The sequence below is a fragment of the Rhizobium aethiopicum genome (genome assembly GCF_014197535.1).
GTDB classification, from domain to species: Bacteria; Pseudomonadota; Alphaproteobacteria; order Rhizobiales; family Rhizobiaceae; genus Rhizobium; species Rhizobium aethiopicum_A.
The window spans coordinates 1-20,300 of record NZ_JACIFV010000015.1; the positions used below are offsets into that span (position 1 = coordinate 1).

Here is a 20,300-nt window from a genome sequence, read left to right on the forward strand (position 1 = left end):
ACCTTCATGCCGCGGATGCGGCCGTTCGACTTGGCCCAGTCACAGAGCTTGCCGAGCGGGATGGGGGTTGAATCGATCAGCCGCAGCATCGCGGTGCCCTCACGACGCATTTTGCGGCCGAGCTGGCTAGCCAGCAGCGCGAAGGTCTCGGCAAAGATGCCGGCCGGCCGCCGCCTGTTGGCATCCGACAGCGTCGAGCGCTGCAGCCGGCCGCAGCCGAGATGATAATGATGCTGAGCATTGGCGTTCCAGCCTGCTTCGAGCGCTCGCAGGCTGCCGGCAGCCCCGAACTGGGCATAGATCAGCGCCACCAGGTGATCCCAGCTCTTGAAGCATTTGTCGTAGGCATCGCCGTCGTGCCGATCGACGATCGCCTGGAATTGACGCCGATCGAGGCTTTCAATCAACTGCCCGAAAATGCTAGGCGTAAAGCGCATGCTCCGTTCCTTTTTCTGAGTCTCGACAACCAGAAAATAGACGGAAAACCTCCGTCTGACGGGGCATGCGCCTGCGGCATTTCGATTCACCCAGAACTTTCCCCGGACAGCCCTGCCACAAGGGGGAGGGGCTAACACGCTGCGCCAACTGCGCAGACGTCAGCCTTTCTGCGGATGCAAAGGGTAAAGCGGATGCGAGGGTGAAGTGGAAAGCAGGGGCCGGCATGTAAGCCCCTCCCCCTTGTGGGGAGGGGTTGGGGAGGGGTTTTTGACACGCCACCCGGCATGCGGGCGAGAGCACCATCGCAAAAAATCCCGCTCATCCCGCAGCCTGTCATCCGGCTGTCAGAGACAATCAATACGTGACAGCCGATGAATGATGGCCCCGTGCCCGACGGCAAGATGCCGAAAAAAGAGCGCATGCGTTTCGTCAGCGCCGAACAGGTGGCGCAGCTGGCGGGCGTTTCGCGTTCCGCCGTGTCTCGCACCTTCACGCCAGGCGCAAGCGTGGCGCCTGCAACGCGCGAAAAGGTGCTGCGGGCGGCTGAAGAACTCGGTTATCACGTCAATGATCTGGCGCGTGGCGTGCTTGCCAATCAGAGCCGCCTCGTCGGCATCGTCGCCACACGGCCGGAGGTGGGTTTTCGCGCGCATCTGGCCGCCGCTCTTGCCAAAGCCCTGATCCGACGCGGCAGCATTCCGATCCTCATCAACACCGGCCAGGCGGAAAACGAACTGCTCGCCGCTCAGAAGATGCTGATCGGCCACCGCGCCGAGGCGATCATCATCCTGTCCGGCTCGCCGCCGGCGAGTTTCCTCGAACTCGCCCAGCGCAACGGCCAGCCGCTCATCGTCATTGGCCGTTCGGAGCCCGACGCCGACCATGTGCGCGCCGGCAATTCAGAGGCCTCGCGCAAGGCGGCGACGGTCTTCTATGAAAGCGGCAGGCGTTGGCTGGCGGTGATCGGCTCCAATTCGGGAACGCCTGCGATCGTCGAGCGCGAAAGCGCCTTCATTTCGGCAGCCGAGTCGCTCGGTGCATCCGCTGTCGTCGCACGCGGTGGCGATTCGGATTATCAGGGCGGCGTCACCGCCGGCCGCGCCCTCTTCTCCGAAAGAATAAAGCCGGACGCTATCTTCTGCGCCAACGACCTGATCGCCTTCGGATTGATGGATGTCATGCGCCTGGAAGCGCGGCTGCGCATTCCGGAGGATGTCGCCGTCATCGGTTTCGATGACGTGCCGGAATCCTCCTGGCTGAGTTACCAGCTGACCACCTTCCGACAAGACCCGCTTATTATGGCGCAGCGCGCCGTCGATCTGATGGAGCGGCGGCTCGAAAACCCGGACTCGCCCCCGGGCTACGAACGCGTCATCCCGGAACTCGTCATCCGCCAGAGCTTCAAGCCTTAGCTTTTCGCAGACGCCATCCTGTGGCAAGAAGGATCTGGCAATCGAGGCGTTACGTCCTTTGCGCGTTTGCGCGGCGTCGTCAGAGAGGAAGATCGCTGCAGATGAAAGGAATTCGCCAGCTCGCCGAGCACCTCGACATTTCGATCGGGACGGTGTCCCGGGCGCTGAACGGCAAGCCGGATGTCAATGAAGACACGCGCCGGCGCGTGCTCGCCGCCGCAGAGGAGCTCGGTTACGTCGCCAACCAGTCGGGTCGCAGCCTGCGCCAGGGCGTGACCAACGTCATCGGGCTGATGCTCGAAGTCAGCCGCGAAACGGTCGAAAACAGCGACGACTTCTTCCTCGGCGTCACCGACGGGCTGCAGAGCGTCTTTTCCCGCCATAAGCTCGATCTGGTCATGCTGCCCTGCCCCGACGACGAGGATCCGCACGAATATCTAAAGCGCATGGTGGCGCGCCGCCTCGTCGACGCGCTGATCATCTCGGCGACGCGGCGCACCGACCGGCGCATCGAGCTTCTGGAAAAGGCCCGCATCCCCTTCGTGGCGCTCGGCCGCAGTGCGTCCGGCGGCAGCTATACCTGGATGGACCTCGATTTCGAAGGTGTGGCGGCACGCGGCGTCGACCGTCTCGTCGCCAAGGGCCACCGGCGGATTGCCGTAGCCGCTCCCTCCTCCGATATCAATCTCGGCTATATCTTCCTCGACAGTTATCGCCAGGCGCTGAAACGGCACGGCATTCCTTTCGACCCCGCCCTCATCATCCGTGTGAAGTCGAGCGAACAGGGCGGCTATCAGGCCGGCCACGAATTGCTGATGATCGAAGAGCGGCCGACCGCGATCATCCTTATCCACGAACTGATGGCGATCGGGCTGTACCGGCGGCTTGCGGAAGCCGGCATCGTGCCGGGGCGCGACCTTGCCGTCGTCGGCTTCCGCGAGGAGCCGCGCACGCATTTCCTGCAGCCGTCGCTGACCTCCTTCCGGATGTCGTTGCGTGATCTCGGCGCTCAGCTCGGCGAAACCCTGCTCGCGACCATGCCCGCCTATGCCGATCATTATCCGCAGGGCGCCCGCAACAGGATCTGGCCGCTGGAGCTCGTTCCAGGCGAAAGCGACGCCTTCACGCTGACCGGCTGAACCCCGTCACACGGGCGAGGTCTGCCGAGTGCGGCCTGTTTCCGGTTACTCGGCGGCAGCGACGGCGGTGCGGCGGCCGATCGTCGCCTGGGTGAGCACGAAGGCGGAGAAGGCGCAAAGCGCGATGCCGGCGGCCATCGGAACGGCGGTGCCATCGAAGAACAGGCTCGATATGACCATGGCGACGGCGGCGATCACGAAATGCAGCGTGCCCATCAACGACGAGGCGGTGCCGGCGATCGCGCCGTGATCCTCAAGGGCAAGCACAGCGCTCGTCGGAATGACGAGGCCGAGGAAGCCGTAGCCGATGAACAGGAAGGTCGCCATAACAGGCAGCTGGTTGAAGCCTGAAGCCATCACCACCGCCATGACGATCATGGCCAGCGCAAAGGCGCTGACGGCAATCCGCATGACACGCACCAGGCCGAAACGCTCCCCGAGCCAGCCCGTCGCCTGCGATACCGCGAAGAAGGAGACGGCATTGATCGAGAAGGCGAAGCTGTATTCGGTCGGCGTCAGCCCGTAATGCTGGATCAGCACGAAGGGCGAGTTGGCGAGATAGACGAGGAAGCTCGAAATGCCAAGACCGCCGATGAAGGTCAGCGTCAGGAAATTGCGGTCGGCGAGCAGCAGGCGATAGGCCTTCATGGCGCTGCCGAGGCCGCTGCCGTTGCGCTCCTCCCCCGGGCGGGTTTCCTCGAGCTGGGTCGAAAGCAGGACGAGGCCGATCACTGCGGCACCGGTCACGGCCCAGAATACGCCGCGCCAGCCGGAGAGTTCGATAACGGCGCTGCCCGTCAGCGGCGCCAGGATCGGCGATATCGAGAAGACCAGCATCAGCAGCGACATCAGCCGCGCAGCCTGGACGCCGGTATGCATGTCGCGGACGATGGCGCGTGGAATGACCATGCCGGCGGCACCACCGATGCCCTGGACGAAACGGAAGGCGATCAGCGTTTCGATATCGGTCGCAAATGCGCAGCCGATCGAGGCGAGCGCGAAAAGACCGATGCCGAGATAGAGCGGCAGCTTGCGTCCCCACATGTCCGACAGCGGCCCGTAGACGAGCTGCGCAAGCGCAAAGGAGATGAAGAAGGCGAGCAGGGTCAGCTGGGTGACGCTGTTATCGGCATGCAGGTCCTGGCCGATGGAGGGCAGCGCAGGCAGATACATGTCAATGGCAAAGGGACCGATGGCCGACAACAGGCCGAGAATGAGGGCAATGCGAAAGAAGGAAGCCGTCATAATGGTGATCTTTCGTAAAAGCGCAGCGGAGGCGCCGGATCGTCGCTCCGCGCTCTTTGGAATCGACGCATCGTGCTCTCCGAGCCGATGCGCTGGGTTCAATGATGATCGTTCGCGCGAAGACGAAGTTGGGAGCTCATATCTCCAGCGGCTGAACCAAGAGTGTCAATAAATTTGGACACGCCTGTAAAACTAGACGCCATTGTCTAAACCGTCAAGACGTCTTATCTTCGCTCCATGAAAGACAGCATGATACCGGCAGTCCGGATGGCGGGGCATACGCAACGTGGACAATGCGCCAAGCGTATGTCGATCCTCGACGCCGCCGCCGATGTCTTCTGCCGCCAGGGTTTTGCAGCCGCCAGCATCGACGAGATCGCCGCCGTTGCCTGTGTCTCCCGCCAGACGATCTACAATCATTATCGGGAAAAGGAGACGCTGTTCGTCGCCGTCGTCGAAGATGTGATGAACCGCGCCAACGCCATGCTCTTTTCCGTGCTGTCGACCTTTCCTGACAGCGCCGACGATCTGGAGGACGGTCTGACGGCGTTTGCGGTGCGCCTCAACAAAAACTGCATCTGCAATCATGACGGAAAATTCCTGCGCAAACTGGTGCAGACGGAGGGTGAGCGATATCCGCACCTCTTCGAAAGCTGGCGCCAGCAGGGGCCGGGCAAGCTGACCACTGCGCTTTCCGCGCTTCTCGCGCGCCTCGCCCACAGTCAAGCGCTTGCTATCGATGATTTCGACGTCGCCGCCCGGCAGTTCGTGGCGCTCGCCAATGCCGACCTGCAGATGATGACGCTGTTCGGCGGCACACCCAGCAATGAAGAACTGGAAAAGGCGGCGCGCAATGCCGTGCGGACCTTTCTCAAGGCCTATGGCAACCCGAAGGCCGAAAAGGCCGGCGGAGAGCCGCAGCTCGCGGCCATACTAGGCTGATCTCCCCTACGATCACGTAAAGACCGTCATCTGGGCCGGCACGACTGCGAAGCGGCCGACACGGCGCGCGGCAAGATATTTCAGCAGCTGTTCCACAAGCGAAGGCATGACCGGCTTCTGGACGACGCCGACCGCTCCCCTGACGCCGCCGGCGACGGTCTCGGGATTGCCGGTCATGAAGACGACGGCGAGACCATGCTCTTCCGCCAGCCGCCTGCCGAGCTCAGGCCCGGTCCGGCCATCGGCGAGATTGACGTCGACGAAGGCGATATCGGCGGAGGGCGCCAGCCGCAGCGCCTGTTCGCGATTGTTCGCAATGCCTGCGACCTGCATGCCGATCGCTTCCACCGTCGCGCCGAGATCAAGCGCGATCAGGAATTCATCTTCGACGATCAATACTCTCTGATTCATGAGATCATCTCGTTGGCAGCGCCGCACGACATTGATGGCCATGATCCGTCCTCTTGTTACGCACATACTTCGAAAGAAGGAGCCACTCGGCAGTCTGCCCTGCCGAAACTCATTGTCGTAACGGGAAACCTGACGATATGTTCCGCGGTGAAACGCGATTTTCGTCATTTAACCTGTTGTTAACGTTGATAAATCCTTAACACGGAGCCGACAAGGCAAAAACCCGCCGCTCAATCCTTGTTGAATTTCAACCGCCTACTTCTGGATGAGAGCGGGCAATGATACGATCGGATTATTCCATGGGGCTCGGCGATTGAGGATCACGTTGCGAAGCAAACTTATCGTCCTGATCATCGTGGCCGTCAGCCTGTTCGCCTATACCAAAGTGATGGCCAGGATCGGCTCGGGCTCGCCGCCCGCGGATGCACCGCCGGAGCAACGCGCCGACCTCATTCGCGTTTATAAGTCCGAACGCCGCATGGTCCTTTTCAGAGGCGACGCTGCGATCTCGACTTATCAGATTTCGCTTGGAAGTGCTGCCGATGCAGGCCCCAAGCACCGCGAAGGCGACGAGAAAACACCGGAAGGGCGTTACGAAATAGACTGGCGCAATCCGAAATCGGTAGCCCATCTGAGCCTGCACATTTCCTATCCGAATCCGAATGAGCGACATGAGGCCGAAGTGAACGGCTATCCGCCCGGCGGCAGCATCATGATCCACGGGCTGCCCAATGGCTGGGGCCTGCTCGGAGAGGCCCATCGACTGTGGGACTGGACGGATGGCTGTATCGCGGTCACCGATGCGGAAATGCGCGATATTTGGGCCCGCGTTCCCGACCACACACCCATCGACATCATGCCTTGAGCAACTGCGATCCGTACCGGATCAACCTCCGAAACTGAGCGGGCTCAAATCAGCCCTTGGTCTTCCCGACGAGGACCGGCTGGCTGCGGTAGTCGGCGGGAAACAGCGACTTCAAATTCTCGATCTTCGGCAGGTCGTTGTAGACGATATAGGGATAGGTCGGATTCCGCGTCAGGAAATCCTGGTGATAGGCCTCGGCGGGATAGAAGCCGGCGGCATCGGACACCTTGGTGACGATCGGCTTCGGGAAGACGTGCGCCTTGTCGAGCTGGTCGATGTAGCGCTCGGCCACCTCTCGCTGCCCGGGAGCGGTGACGAACAGCGCCGAGCGGTACTGGGTGCCGCGATCCGGTCCCTGGAAATTCAACTGCGTTGGGTTATGGGCCACGGCGAAGAAGATCTGCAGCAACCTGCCGTAGCTCACCTTCTTCGGATCGAACCTCACCTCGACGGCTTCGGCGTGACCGGTCGAACCGGTGCTGACGGTTTCGTACTGTGCCGTTTTAGCCTCGCCGCCGGCATAACCGGAGACGGCGCTCTCGACGCCCTTCACATGCTGGAAAACGCCCTGAACGCCCCAGAAACAGCCCCCGGCGAAAATGGCGATCTCGGTACCGGACCCTGCGGTTTCGTCAATGGCCGGCGGCGGAATGACGACCGCTTCCTCGGCGGCACACGCCATGCCCCCACCTAGCAAGACGACGGCAGCGACGAGGAGCGAGTTAAGGTTGGAAGAGATGGGCATTGTGCTACCTCCTAGGGTCGCCCAAATCCTTGCCCATCCTTGTAAAAGCGGCAAATCACAAGACGTTCACTCACGCCGATGTGAGAACCCAATGAAAGCGTGTGTTTGAAGAAGAAACAGCGCTCAAGTTGAGTTGACAATCTCGTGAGGAGTGAGGAGAGTGCCGCCGGTCTGAGCCAGCATTCCGGGGGGAACCTATGTCCGTGCGCTCGTTCTTTGCTTTCGCCACAATCGCATTTTTTTCCGCATTCGCCGTCGGCCTTCCAGCCGCCGCTGCGGAGACCAAGCGTGACATCCAGACGATCAAGGATGCCGATTTCTTCGGCTTCGATCTTCGCACCGAGCAGAACGTCTCGCTCGACCAGTGCAAGACCTCCTGCATCGGCGACAAGAGCTGCAAGGCCTTCACCTACAATCCCAAGGTGAAATGGTGCTTCCTGAAATCCGATTTCAAGACGATGAACGCCTTCCCCGGCGCCATCGCCGGCAAGATCGTCGAGACGGCAGCCCAGAAGGAACCGGATATCGGCGCCGCACCGCGCCCGGCTTTTCTGAGCAACGACCTCATCCAGCAGGCCCACGACTTCAGGGACAATCTTGCCCTGACAGACGGCCAACAGGGCCAGGGCGCCGACAGCCTGACGGCCAATGCCCGTCTCGACATGACCGCCAACAACCTGACCGACGCGCTGGTCGCCTTCCACGGCGCGTTGTCGCTCACGCCAGGCGATGCCGATCTCTGGCTCGAAACCGCCCGTGCCGCGATTTCCTTCGGCAGCACGGAAAGCAGCGTCACCGGCCAGGCCGTGGTCGACGCGCTGAACGGCTACGAGCTGACCCGCACCAAGGCCAAGCGTGCCGAGGCGCTCGCCGTGCTCGCCACCGCTCTCGAACGAAACGCCAATTACCGCCCGGCGCTCGACGCCTACAAGGCGAGCCTGGCGCTGGTTGCCTCCGACGAGGTGCAGAGCGCCTACCTGCAGCTCAAAACGACGCAAGGCTTCCGCATCACCGAACACACGGTCGACGCGGACAGCGCCACGCCGCGGGCCTGCGCCACCTTCTCCGAGTCGCTGGTCAAGACCACCGACTACACGCCCTTCGTGACGCTGAACGGCGAGGCCCCAAAGGCGGTCGAGACCAAGGACAAGCAGATCTGCGTCGAGGGTCTGACACACGGCCAGACCTACAAGATTGCCTTCCGCACCGGCCTGCCGTCATCGGTCGACGAGACGCTCGATGCGCCTGTTACCATCGACGTCTATATCAAGGATCGCAGCCAGATGGTGCGCTTCACCGGCGACAGCTTCGTGCTGCCCTCGACGGCGCGCCGCGGCATCCCGATCGTTTCCGTGAACCTGACCTCGGCCAATCTCAAGCTCTACCGCATCGGCGACCGCGCTATCGCGCCGCTCTTGACCAACTCGCAGTTCCTGACCCAGCTCGACGGCTACAGCGCCCAGACCATCGAGGATCAAAACGGCGAACTCGTCTGGCAGGGTGCGATCGAGATCGCCAACGAGCTCAACAAGGACATCATCACCAGCTTCCCCGTCGACGAGGCGCTGCCCGAGCGCAAGCCCGGCATCTACGTGATGACGGCGACGGCGCCGAATGCACCGGCGCAGGAGTGGGATTCGCAGGCGACGCAATGGTTCCTCGTCTCCGATATCGGCATCAGCACCTATGCCGGCACCGACGGGCTCAACGTCTTCACCCGTTCGCTCGCCTCTGCCAAGCCGATAGCAGGCGTCGAATTGCAGCTGCTTGCCAAGAACAATGAGGTGCTTGGCACGGCAACGACCGACGAAAACGGCCGCGCCACTTTCACCGCCGGCTTGATCCGCGGCACGGCGGCGCTGACGCCCGCCGTCATCGCCGCCAGGAACGGCGCCTCGGATTATGTCTTCCTCGATATGACACGCGCCGGCTTCGATCTCTCCGACCGCGGTGTTACCGGCCGCGCCTCACCCGGCGCGATCGACGTGCTGACCTTTACCGAACGCGGCATCTACCGCGCCGGCGAAACGGTGCATGCGCAGGCGCTTGCCCGCGACACCGACGGCAACGCCATCGAGAACCTGCCGCTGACCTTCATCTTCAGCCGGCCGGATGGCGTCGAAGATCGCCGGATGGTCAGCCAGACCAGCAATCTCGGCGGTTATTCCGTCGATTTCGCCACCCAGGAAAACGCCATGCGCGGCACCTGGACGATGAACATCTATACCGATCCGAAGGGCAGCGCGATCGCCAGCAAGAGCTTCCTCGTCGACGATTTCGTGCCCGATCGCACCGACATGGAGATCAAGACCGAGGCCAAGGAGATCGGCCCGGACACGCCGGCGAACATCACCATCTCAGGCAAATATCTCTATGGCGCTCCGGCCGTTGGCCTGACGCTCGAGGGCGATGTCGTCGTCAAGCCGACGCGTGAGAGCGCCGCCTACAAGGGTTTCTTCTTCGGGCTTGCCGACGAGGAAGCGAGCGAGGATTCGCGTCTGCCGATCGACGGGCTGCCCGAACTCGACGAAAACGGCGAAGCTTCGACCGACGTCACAGTCGGCGACCTGCCGGCAACGACGCAGCTGCTCAACGCCACCGTCTATATGCGCATGCAGGAAGCGGGCGGGCGTGCCATCGAGCGCTCGCTTGTCCTTCCGGTGAAGAGCGAGCGCGCTTCGATCGGCATCAAGCCGGAATTTTCCGACGAGCTGCCCGAGAATTCCGTCGCCAACTTCGCTGTGATCGGCGTCAATGCCGCCGGACAGAAGCAGGAGACGAAGGGCCTGCGCTGGAAATTCTACAGCCTCAACCGCGAATACCAATGGTATCGCGAAGGGACGGCCTGGAAATACGAGCCGGTCTATACCGCCGAGCAGATTTCCAACGGCAGTGTCGACGCGACGATGGACGGCGGCAAGATTTCCGTGCCGGTGACCTGGGGCCGCTACCGCCTCGAAGTGGAAAGCCCTGACGCCGACGGCCCGACCTCCAGCGTCGAATTCGACGCCGGCTGGTTCGTCGCCTCGACGTCGACCGAAACGCCGGACGGCCTGGAAATCGCCCTCGACAAGGACAGCTACAAGATCGGCGAAACCGCCAAGCTGAAAATCACGTCGCGCTACGGCGGCGAACTGATGGTGACGGCCGGAACCGAAAAGCTCGTTGCCGTAGAGAACGCCACGATCGGCGAGACCGGCGGCGAGATCGACATCCCGGTCACGGCGGACTGGGGCGCCGGCGCCTATGTCACGGCAACGCTCTTCCGCCCCGGCGACGCGCAGGACAGCCACATGCCGATGCGCTCGATCGGCATCAAGTGGCTGAAGGTCGACCCCGAACAGCGCGCGCTTGATGTGAAGCTCGATGCGCCGGAAAAGATGCTGCCGCGCGGACCGCTTAATATCAGCCTGCAGGTGGCGGGCGCCGGCGCCAACGAGGATGCCTATGTGACGGTTGCCGCCGTCGATGTCGGCATTCTCAACCTGACGCGCTATGAAGCGCCGAATCCGGAAGACTGGTATTTCGGCCAGCGTCAGCTCGGTCTCGAGATCCGCGACCTCTATGGCAGGCTGATCGACGGCTCGCTGGGCGCGACCGGCAAGCTTAGGACCGGCGGCGACGGCGGTGCGATTGCGCTGCAGGCAAGCCCGCCGACGCAGAAGCTCGTCGCCTTCTTCTCCGGACCGGTCAAGCTCGACTCCGAGGGCAAGGCGAAGGTCTCCTTCGACATTCCGCAGTTCAACGGCACGGCGCGCGTCATGGCGGTCGCCTGGTCGAAGACGGGTGTCGGCCACGGCGTCAAGGACGTCATCATCCGCGATCCCGTGGTGGTGACCGCAAGTCTGCCGAAATTCCTTGCCCCTGGCGACAAGGCCAATCTGCGCCTCGACATCGCCAATACCGATGCGCCGGCCGGCGATTACAAGCTGCAGCTGACCGGCAATGACGCGGTCGGCATCGAGCAGGCTTCGGCCGCCCAGACGATCCGCCTCGAAGCCGGGGCGAAATCCGAACTGACGCTTTCGCTCATCGGCAAACAGCCGGGCGCCGGCAGCGTCTCGATCAATCTTTCCGACGCCTCCGGCCTTTCGCTTGATCAGACCGTCGATGTACCAGTGCGCCCCTCATCCCTGCCGATCACCCAACGCAGGGTGCTGGCGCTGAAGCCGGGGGCCAAGCTGACGGTCGACAAGAACCTGTTGGCCGACAGCGTGCTGCCCGGCGCCTCGATCAGCGTCAACGTCACCCGTTCGGCGGCCTTCGACATTCCGGCGCTGCTAATGACGCTCGACCGCTATCCCTTCGGCTGCGCCGAGCAGACCACCAGCCGGGCGCTGCCGCTGCTCTACTTCGCCGAAGTGGCGAAGCAAGCCGGCATCGAAAACGACGAGGACGTGCACAAGCGCGTGCAGGATGCGATCTATCGCGTGCTCTCCTACCAGGCCTCGGCCGGCAGCTTCGGCCTCTGGGGTCCGGACTCCGGCGACGTCTGGCTCGATTCCTACGTCACCGATTTCCTGACGCGGGCCCGCGAAATGAAATATGACGTGCCGGAAAAGGCCTTCGTGCAGGCCCTCGAAAACCTGCAGAACACGCTCTCCTACACCACCGACATCAAGGGCCAGGGCGACCAGATCGCCTATGCCATCTATGTTCTTGCCCGCAACAAGAAGGCCGCGATCAGCGATCTGCGTTATTACGCCGATACGATGATCAACGACTTCCCGACGCCGCTTGCCAAGGCGCATATCGCCGCCGCATTGGCGCTTTATGGCGACGCCCAGCGTTCGAAGAACATTTTCATCGACGCGCTGCAGATGTCGCAGCAATCGATGGTGTCGCGCGTCAACCTCTCGCGCACCGACTACGGCACGATTCTGCGCGACGGTGCGGCGATCCTGGCGCTCGCCGCCGAAAGCCGGCCGGTACCGCCTGTCATCCCGGATCTCGCCAAGGCCGTTGCCAAGGAATGGGGCCGCAGCAAATACAAGAGCACCCAGGAAGAGGCTTGGATGCTGCTTGCCGCGCGCGCCCTCCAGGGCGGTGATGACGGACTGAAGATCGATGTCAACGGCGCGGCGCATAGCGGCGCCTATATGGCGCGCATGACCGGCGATGCGCTCGCCGATCATCCGCTGACGCTGACCAACCAGACGAACGACTCCGTCTCGGCTGTCGTCACCATCGTTGCCGCCCCCACCGTGCCGCTGCCGGCCGGCGGCGACGGCTTCCTGATTGAGCGCAGCTATTACACGCTCGACGGCGAGGAGGCCAATGTCAGCGAGGCGCAGCAGAACGAACGCTATGTGGTCGTCATCCACGTGCGCGAAACCAATGACTGGCAGTCGCGCATCGTCATCACCGACCTTCTGCCGGCCGGCTTCGAGATCGACAATCCGAACCTCGTCGACAGCGCCCAGATGACGAATTTCGACTGGATCGGCGAAATATCAGCCGCCCATACCGAATTCCGTTACGACCGCTTTGTCGCCGCCTTCAACCGCGCACCGGGCGACGAGCGTGAATTCAACGTCGCCTATGTCGTACGCGCCGTCACCCCCGGCACCTACGACCATCCGGCCGCAAGCGTCGAGGACATGTACCGGCCGGAGCTTTCGGCCCGCACGGCGACCGGCAAGATGGAGGTCGTAGCAGCACAATAATGAGGCTGTGGCACAAATTCGCGATCGGCTCCGCCGCCGGCATCCTGCTTGCCGGCGCGGCTCTCTTCGCGCTCGACGCCGCCGACCGGGCTTTTCCACCGCCGCTCGACAAGGCTGATGTGGTTTCACCGGAGGTGCTGGATGCCGATGGGCAGCTGCTGCGCGCCTTCGCGACGCCGGAAGGCCGTTGGCGGCTGAAGACTGTAGTCGCCGATGTCGACCCGCAATTCCTGCGCATGCTTGTTGCTTACGAGGATCAGCGTTTCTACGATCACGTCGGCATCGATGTCTGGGCGCTCGGGCGTGCCAGCCTGCAGTTCGTCCGCAACGGCCGCATCGTCTCCGGCGCCTCGACGCTTTCGATGCAGGTGGCCCGACTGATCGAGCCGCGCGCCGAACGCTCGTTTTCGGCAAAACTTCTGCAGCTCGCACGCGCCGTGCAGATCGAACGGCGGTTGTCGAAGGAAGAGATCCTCGATCTCTATCTCACCCATGCGCCCTATGGCGGCAACCTCGAGGGGGTGCGCGCCGCAAGCCTTGCCTATTTCGGCAAGGAGCCGCGCCGCCTGACGGTGGCCGAGGCGGCGCTGCTGGTCGGCCTGCCGCAATTGCCGGAACGGCGTCGGCCGGATCGCAATCTGAAGGCGGCGCAGGAGGCGCGCAAACGCGTGCTCGATCGCGTCGCAGTGGCCGAGGCCGTCGGCGATGGCGAGGCGGAACGAGCCGAAGCTGTCGCCATTCCGCCGCGACGCCTGCAATTGCCTGCCTTGGCCGCCCATCTCGGCGAAGCCGCATTGCGCAAGGAGCCTCTGGTCCTCAAGCATCGGTCGACGTTGAAGAAGCAGGTGCAGCAGGGGCTGGAATCCGTGGCGCGCGCCGCGGCGATGAAACTCGGGCCGAAGCTTTCGCTCGCCATGGTGATGGCGGATGCGCAGACCGGTGCGATCGTCGGCGAGGTCGGCTCGGCCGATTATTTCGACGCCAGCCGCTCCGGCTGGATCGACATGACCCGCGTCAATCGTTCGCCGGGCTCAACGCTGAAGCCTTTCATCTACGGGCTCGCCTTCGAGCAGGGCCTCGTCTCCCAGGAGACGATCATCGAAGACCGGCCGGCCGATTTCTTCGGCTACCGGCCACGCAATTTCGACATGAGCTATCAGGGCGACGTCACCGTCCGTGAGGCCTTGCAGCTCTCGTTGAACGTGCCGGCCGTCAAGCTGCTCGACGCCGTCGGGCCATCGCGGCTGCTGGTGCGCTTCCGCCGCGCCGAGGTGCGCCCGGCCCTGCCGCCGAACGAGACGCCCGGACTGGCGATCGGTCTCGGCGGCGTCGGCCTCACGCTTAAGCATCTGGTGCAGCTTTATACGGCGCTCGCCAATCGCGGCCAGCCGGCACGGCTCGGCGACGGTGTCACCGGCACACCGGGCAAAATCGACGGCGAACCGCTGTTGGAGCCGATCGCCGTCTGGAACGTAGCCGATATTCTCTCCGGCGTCATCCCACCGGCCGGCGCGCCGCAGCGCGGCATCGCTTACAAGACCGGCACGAGCTACGGCTATCGCGACGCCTGGTCGGTCGGCTATGACGGCCGTTACGTGCTCGGCGTCTGGGTCGGCCGGCCTGATAACAGCGCCGTGCCCGGTCTGACCGGCTATGGCACCGCCGCGCCGATCCTGTTCGAGGCTTTCGCCAAATCCGGCATATCAACGACGCCCCTGCCCCGCCCGCCCGCAGGCGCCGTGCGCATCGCCCAGTCCGAATTGCCGATCAGCCAGCGGCGTTTTGCGCTCAATGCCAGCGGCCTGCTCGTCGCCTCCGGCCGCGAGCCCGCGCCGCAGATCGTCTATCCGCCCGAGGGCGCCCATATCGATCTCGGCGCAAAGGGGGGCGATCTGTCGCCGCTGCTGTTGAAGCTGCAGGGCGGCCGCGCGCCCTTCCGCTGGCTTGCCAACGGCAAGCCCTTGCCCGATCTCTCGCGCCGGCGCACCCAGCAATGGCTGCCCGACGGCGGCGGCTATTCGAAATTGACCGTCATCGATTCAGCCGGACGCGCCGCAAGTGTGGGCGTTTTCATCGATTGAGGAACCAAAGACCGGGCACAACCGTTGGAAAGGGTCTCCCTCCAACGTCAGACGGCCTCATGACTCTTCCGACAGCGACCTACCGGATACAGTTCCGCAACGGCATGACCTTCGATCGTGCCTGCGACCTCGTTCCCTATCTCAAGACGCTCGGCATCAGCCACCTCTACGCCTCACCGATCTTCACCGCCGTCAGCGGCTCGACTCACGGCTATGACGTCACCGACGCCAATGAGATCGATCCGGCGCTTGGCGGCCGCGCCGGGTTCGACCGGCTGACGGAAAGCCTCGCCTCCGCAGGCATGGGATTGGTTCTCGACATCGTTCCGAACCATATGGCCGCTTCGCCTGAGAACGCCTGGTGGCGGGACGTGCTGGCCTTCGGTCCGCAGAGCGCCTATGCCAGCCATTTCGACATCGACTGGAGCGAACCGCTGACCCTGCCGCAGCTCGGCCAGGATTTCGAAGAGGCGCTGGCTTCAGGCGAACTGCGCCTCGTCCTCGACGAGACGCACGGCAACTTCGCCTTGGCCTATTTTCAGACGCTGTTGCCGGTCAAACCCGGCAGCTACGGCGCGATCGCAAACCGGCTCGACGATCTGGTCGCAACGCGAATGGCGGAGGCCGCGGCTGCGACGTCAGGCGAGGACTTCGCCCGCGCGTTGCGCGACATTCTCTTCGAGGGCGGCGATCGGGCGCTCCTTCGGGAGAAGCTCGAAGACGTCTCGTCCGATCGCGATTTCGTGAGAAGCCTGCATGAGGAGCAGCATTGGCGGCTGAGCCATTGGAAGGAAGCGGCGCGGCATCTGAGTTACCGCCGGTTTTTCGAGGTGACCGGACTGGTCGGGACCCGCGTCGAAGATCCCTCGGTGTTCGAGGACATGCATCGGCTGGTGCTCGAACTGGTGCGCCATGGCAAGGTGCAGGGCCTGCGCATCGACCATGTCGACGGGCTTGCCGAACCCAAGGCCTATCTCGACAGGCTGAGGTCAGCAGTCGGGGCCGACACCTACATCGTCGTCGAAAAGATCCTCGGGGCGGGCGAGAGCCTGCCGGAGAGCTGGCCGGTCGCGGGCACCACCGGATATGAATTCATCGCCGCTCTCGGCGAGCTCTTCATCGACGCCGGCGGCCTGCGGATATTGGACGATGCCTATCGCGGCCTCGCCGGCGAGGCCGGCGATCTCGATGAGGGCCGGCGCCTTGCCAAGCGACAGATGGTCGAGCGCAATTTCGCCGGCGAGACCGGCAGGCTGGTTGCGATGGCGGCGAGCATCTTTCCCGAAATAAGCCGAGAAGAGATCGCCACCGCCATACGCGAGCTGCTGATCGCATTCCCCGTCTACCGCACCTATGGCGACGGCGGTCCGCTGAGCTGGCAGGATTCGGCCGTCCTTGCCGCGACCGCATCGCAGGTCATGGCGCAGCTCGACGACCGGCGCGCGCTGGATCACGTGCTGAAGCTTCTTGAAGGCAAGATCGAAGGGGATGCGGCGCATGAATTCCGGATCCGCTTTCAGCAGCTGAGCGGGCCGGTCATGGCGAAGGCGACAGAGGATACGCTGTTCTACCGCTATAACAGGCTACTTGCCGCAAACGAGGTCGGCGGCGAACCCGGAAAGGCGCCTGAGGGGCCGGACGGCTTCCATCGTCGCATGGCCGAGCGGGCGCGGCTGCAGCCGCATGGGCTTTCGGCAAGCGCCACGCACGACACCAAACGCGGCGAGGATGCGCGCGCGCGGCTCTATGTGCTGAGCGAGGGTGCCGATGTTTTTGCTCAGGCGGTGGCGCGTTGGCGTGACATGAATAGGCCGTGGCTGAAGGATCTGCCGGACGGTGCAGCACCCGAGCCGAATACCGAATGGATGCTGTATCAAGCGCTCGCCGGCGTCTGGCCGGAGGATTTCGACAGAGGACAGATAGAAGAGCTTCGCGCCCGCTTTACCGATTACGCTATCAAGGCGGTGCGCGAGGCGAAATTGCGCAGCGCCTGGAGCGAACAGGATGACGCCTACGAGGAGGCGATCACGGCCTATGCGGCGGCGCTGGTGTCGCCGGACAACGACGCCTTTCTGGACGATTTCGAAAGGGTGCTGCAGCCCTTCATTGCGGCCGGCTACGTCAACAGCCTGTCACAGACATTGCTCAAGCTGATGGCGCCTGGAATTCCCGACATTTACCAGGGCGCGGAAGTTTTCGACTTCAGTCTTGTCGATCCCGACAATCGCCGGCCGGTCGATCATGCCAGGCTGAAGGCCTGGCTTGATGAAGCGGGACCGATCGCCAAGCTTCAGGCGGCGGCCTTGAAGCAGCGCATCGTTACAATTGGGCTGCAGCTGCGCCAGCGGCAGCCGGTGCTCTTCGCCAAAGGCGATTATCTGCCGTTGAAGACGACAGGCAGCCGCCGTGATCACGTGCTGGCTTTCGCCCGCGTGCACAACAGCGAATTCGCGATCACCGTCGCCCCGCGGCTGATGTTCGGCTGGCTCGATCCCGGCGTGCTTTTTGCCGGTCCGGAGTTCTGGGAAGACACGGCGATCGCGGTGCCCTCCCCTCTTCACGGGTTGAAGGCGGATCTCGTGACCGGAAAAACAATAGAGCCGGGAGGCAGCATTTCGGTCGCCGCACTGCTCGGGAGCCAGCCGCTCGGGCTGATCAGCCCGATCTGAGGATCGGGCGCGATTTGAGGATCGGGCGATGCCGCCGTCGCGCTGCGCAGCGCGGCGTTTTCGAAAAAATCGATGTCGTCAAAATTAGCGCTTGACCTTCCAGTTGCTGGAAGGTGGATAAGCCTCTCCAACTGCCCTTCGGGGCAAAGGAGATAGTCATGGATACCAAACACGAACACCATCACCACAGCCACGGCGACGGTCACTGCCATTGCGGCCATGATCATCAGGAGAAGGCGGCCGAACTGGTGGTCCGCGATCCCGTCTGCGGCATGACGGTCGATCCGCAAGCCGGCAAACCCTCGTTCGAACATATGGGTCGTCTCTATCATTTCTGCTCCGAGAGCTGCCGGACGAAGTTTGCGGCTCAGCCGCAGGATTACCTGACGGCGAAGGATCCCGTCTGCGGCATGGCCGTTGATCGTTCGACGGCAAAATACTTCGTGAAATTCGAGGGCGAAAAATTCTACTTCTGCTCGGCCGCTTGCCAAACAAAGTTCGAGGCCGACCCCTCGGCCTATCGCAACGGCGCCCGTCCGGCGGCAAAGCCGGCGCCGAAGGGTACGCTTTATACCTGTCCGATGCATCCGGAAGTCGTCAGCGACCGGCCTGGCGACTGCCCGAAATGCGGCATGGCGCTGGAGCCGATGGGCATTCCTCCGGCCGACGAAGGAGCGAATCCGGAACTTGTCGATTTCGTCAGGCGGCTTTGGGTCAGCGCCATCCTTGCCCTGCCGCTGCTGGCGCTCGGGATGGGACCGATGCTCGGCCTGCCGCTCCGGGAAGCGATCGGCGAACCGCTGGCGACCTATATTGAGCTATCGCTGGCAACGCCGGTCGTGCTGTGGGCCGCCCTCCCCTTCTTCCGCCGCGCCTGGGCGTCTGTCGTCAACCGAAGCCCGAACATGTGGACGCTGATCGGCCTCGGCGTCGGCACCGCCTATGTCTACAGCGTCGTCGCTACGCTTGCGCCCGGTCTTTTCCCGATGAGCTTTCGCGGCCATAGCGCCACCGTGCCGGTCTATTTCGAGGCGGCCGCCGTCATCGTGGCCCTGGTCTTCGTCGGCCAGGTGCTGGAATTGAAGGCACGCGAGCGTACCGGCTCGGCGATCCGCGCTCTGCTCGACCTCGCGCCGAAGACGGCGCGGCGCATCGATGCCGATGGCAGCGAGCGCGACGTGCCGGTAGAGGAGATTCAGACCGGCGACCGGCTGCGCGTGCGCCCGGGCGAGCGCGTACCGGTCGACGGTTCCGTCCTCGAGGGCCAGTCGACCGTCGACGAATCGATGATATCGGGCGAGCCTCTGCCCGTCGAGAAGACGACGGGCGACGGGCTGACCGGCGGCACGATCAACAAGAACGGCTCCCTCGTGATGTCGGCCGAGAAAGTCGGCGCAGACACTGTGCTGTCGCGCATCGTCGACATGGTCGCCAAGGCGCAGCGTTCGCGAGCGCCTATTCAGGGCGCGGTCGACCGGGTGTCGGCCGTCTTCGTGCCCGCCGTCGTCGCCATAGCCATGCTTGCATTCGTCGTCTGGGCAGCCATCGGACCGGAGCCGAGCCTGGCAAACGCGCTGCTTGCCGCCGTCGCCGTTCTGATCATCGCCTGCCCCTGTGCGCTCGGCCTTGCGACACCGATGTCGATCATGATCGCGACCGGGCGCGGCGCTGGTGAAGGCGTGCTGATCAAGGACGCCGAAGCGCTGGAGCGCTTTTCCAACGTCGACACGCTGATCGTCGACAAAACCGGCACGCTGACCGAAGGCAAGCCTGTGCTCACCGACATCGTCGCCGTCGGCGGCGTCGAGGAGAACCGGCTGCTGTCGCTGGCCGCGAGCCTCGAGCGCGGCTCCGAGCATCCCCTGGCCGAAGCGATCGTTGCCGGCGCCGAAGAGCGCGGTGCCGCCTTCGTGGAGGTGAGCGGCTTCGAGGCGAAGACCGGCAGGGGAGTCCAGGGCATAGCCGACGGCACAAAGGTGGCGCTCGGCAATGCGGCGCTGCTCGCCCATCTCGGCGTCGATCCTTCGGCGCTGTCGGAGAAGACCGAAGCCCTGCGCGGCGACGGCAAGACGGTGATGTTCGTGACGATCGACGGCAAGCTTGCCGGTCTCGTCGCGGTCGCCGACCGGGTCAAGCCGACGACATCGGCCGCGATCAAGGCGCTGCACGACAGCGGGCTGAAGATCATCATGGCGACAGGGGACAACGAGCGCACGGCGCGGGCGGTGGCGAAAAGCCTCGGCATCGATGAGGTCCGTGCCGACGTGCTGCCGGAAGGCAAGAAGGCGCTGATCGAGGAACTTCGCGCCAAAGGCGCCGTGATCGCCATGGCCGGCGACGGGGTCAACGACGCCCCGGCTCTTGCGACCGCCGATGTCGGCATCGCCATGGGCACCGGCGCCGATGTTGCAATGGAAAGCGCAGGCATTACCTTGGTCAAAGGCGATCTCAACGGGATCGTCAGGGCGCGGCGGCTGGCGGAGGCGACGATGCGCAATATCCGCCAGAATCTCGGCTTCGCCTTCGGCTACAACGCGCTCGGCGTGCCGGTCGCTGCCGGCATCCTTTATCCCGTTTTCGGCTTGCTGCTCTCGCCGATGATCGCGGCGGCGGCGATGAGCCTCTCGTCCGTATCGGTGATATCAAATGCGCTGAGACTGCGCTTTGCAAAATTATAGGAGACGGCA

12 protein-coding genes are annotated in these 20,300 nt (G+C 63.6%); 8 read left to right on the forward strand and 4 right to left on the reverse strand.

The window, feature by feature from the left end; genetic code table 11:
- Positions 1 to 437 (reverse strand): DUF4372 domain-containing protein (locus tag GGD53_RS19405; protein ID WP_184458491.1); only part of this gene is annotated, 437 nt, incomplete at its 3' end.
- 372 nt (positions 438 to 809) lie between these two features.
- Here GGD53_RS19405 and GGD53_RS19410 point away from each other — a divergent pair.
- Both GGD53_RS19410 and GGD53_RS19415 read left to right on the forward strand, forming a co-directional pair.
- The gene (locus GGD53_RS19410; RefSeq protein WP_184458494.1) at positions 810 to 1,850 is read left to right on the forward strand and encodes a LacI family DNA-binding transcriptional regulator; all 1,041 of its coding nucleotides are present in this window, start codon (positions 810 to 812) and stop codon (positions 1,848 to 1,850) included.
- A gap of 101 nt (positions 1,851 to 1,951) precedes the next feature.
- Complete coding sequence (locus tag GGD53_RS19415; RefSeq protein WP_184458496.1) at positions 1,952 to 2,989, forward strand: LacI family DNA-binding transcriptional regulator; 1,038 nt, start codon at positions 1,952 to 1,954, stop codon at positions 2,987 to 2,989.
- Between the two features lie 45 nt (positions 2,990 to 3,034).
- Here the strand turns inward: GGD53_RS19415 and GGD53_RS19420 are convergent, their stop codons facing one another.
- A complete protein-coding gene (locus GGD53_RS19420; protein WP_184458498.1) occupies positions 3,035 to 4,234 on the reverse strand; it encodes a multidrug effflux MFS transporter in 1,200 nt (399 codons plus the stop codon).
- Between the two features lie 237 nt (positions 4,235 to 4,471).
- Here GGD53_RS19420 and GGD53_RS19425 point away from each other — a divergent pair, with 237 nt between their 5' ends.
- Positions 4,472 to 5,176 carry a TetR/AcrR family transcriptional regulator gene (locus GGD53_RS19425; RefSeq protein ID WP_184458501.1) on the forward strand — a complete coding sequence of 235 codons (705 nt, stop codon included), beginning with the start codon at positions 4,472 to 4,474 and terminating at the stop codon, positions 5,174 to 5,176.
- A gap of 12 nt (positions 5,177 to 5,188) precedes the next feature.
- Here GGD53_RS19425 and GGD53_RS19430 read toward each other — a convergent pair whose 3' ends face one another.
- Positions 5,189 to 5,629, reverse strand: a complete 441-nt coding sequence (locus GGD53_RS19430; protein WP_184458503.1) for a response regulator — start codon at positions 5,627 to 5,629, stop codon at positions 5,189 to 5,191.
- A gap of 283 nt (positions 5,630 to 5,912) precedes the next feature.
- On the opposite strand from GGD53_RS19430, the gene GGD53_RS19435 reads away from it, so the two are divergent.
- Positions 5,913 to 6,452 (forward strand): L,D-transpeptidase family protein, encoded by a 540-nt coding sequence (locus GGD53_RS19435; RefSeq protein ID WP_184458505.1) that lies wholly within the window; start codon positions 5,913 to 5,915, stop codon positions 6,450 to 6,452.
- Between the two features lie 49 nt (positions 6,453 to 6,501).
- Here GGD53_RS19435 and msrA read toward each other — a convergent pair whose 3' ends face one another.
- The gene (msrA, locus tag GGD53_RS19440) at positions 6,502 to 7,197 is read right to left on the reverse strand and encodes a peptide-methionine (S)-S-oxide reductase MsrA (RefSeq protein WP_184458507.1); all 696 of its coding nucleotides are present in this window, start codon (positions 7,195 to 7,197) and stop codon (positions 6,502 to 6,504) included.
- 197 nt (positions 7,198 to 7,394) lie between these two features.
- On the opposite strand from msrA, the gene GGD53_RS19445 reads away from it, so the two are divergent.
- The 4 genes from GGD53_RS19445 (at position 7,395) to GGD53_RS19460 (ending at position 20,291) form a co-directional block, all read left to right on the forward strand.
- Positions 7,395 to 12,863 carry an alpha-2-macroglobulin family protein gene (locus GGD53_RS19445; protein WP_184458509.1) on the forward strand — a complete coding sequence of 1,823 codons (5,469 nt, stop codon included), beginning with the start codon at positions 7,395 to 7,397 and terminating at the stop codon, positions 12,861 to 12,863.
- Positions 12,863 to 14,944: a penicillin-binding protein 1C gene (pbpC, locus tag GGD53_RS19450; RefSeq protein WP_184458511.1), complete on the forward strand. Its 2,082-nt coding sequence runs from the start codon at positions 12,863 to 12,865 to the stop codon at positions 14,942 to 14,944. Before GGD53_RS19445 ends, pbpC begins: the two co-directional genes overlap by 1 nt.
- Before the next feature lie 59 nt (positions 14,945 to 15,003).
- Positions 15,004 to 17,613, forward strand: a complete 2,610-nt coding sequence (gene treY, locus GGD53_RS19455; protein WP_184458513.1) for a malto-oligosyltrehalose synthase — start codon at positions 15,004 to 15,006, stop codon at positions 17,611 to 17,613.
- 158 nt (positions 17,614 to 17,771) lie between these two features.
- Positions 17,772 to 20,291 (forward strand): heavy metal translocating P-type ATPase, encoded by a 2,520-nt coding sequence (locus tag GGD53_RS19460; RefSeq protein WP_184458515.1) that lies wholly within the window; start codon positions 17,772 to 17,774, stop codon positions 20,289 to 20,291.
- Positions 20,292 to 20,300 lie beyond the last annotated feature (9 nt).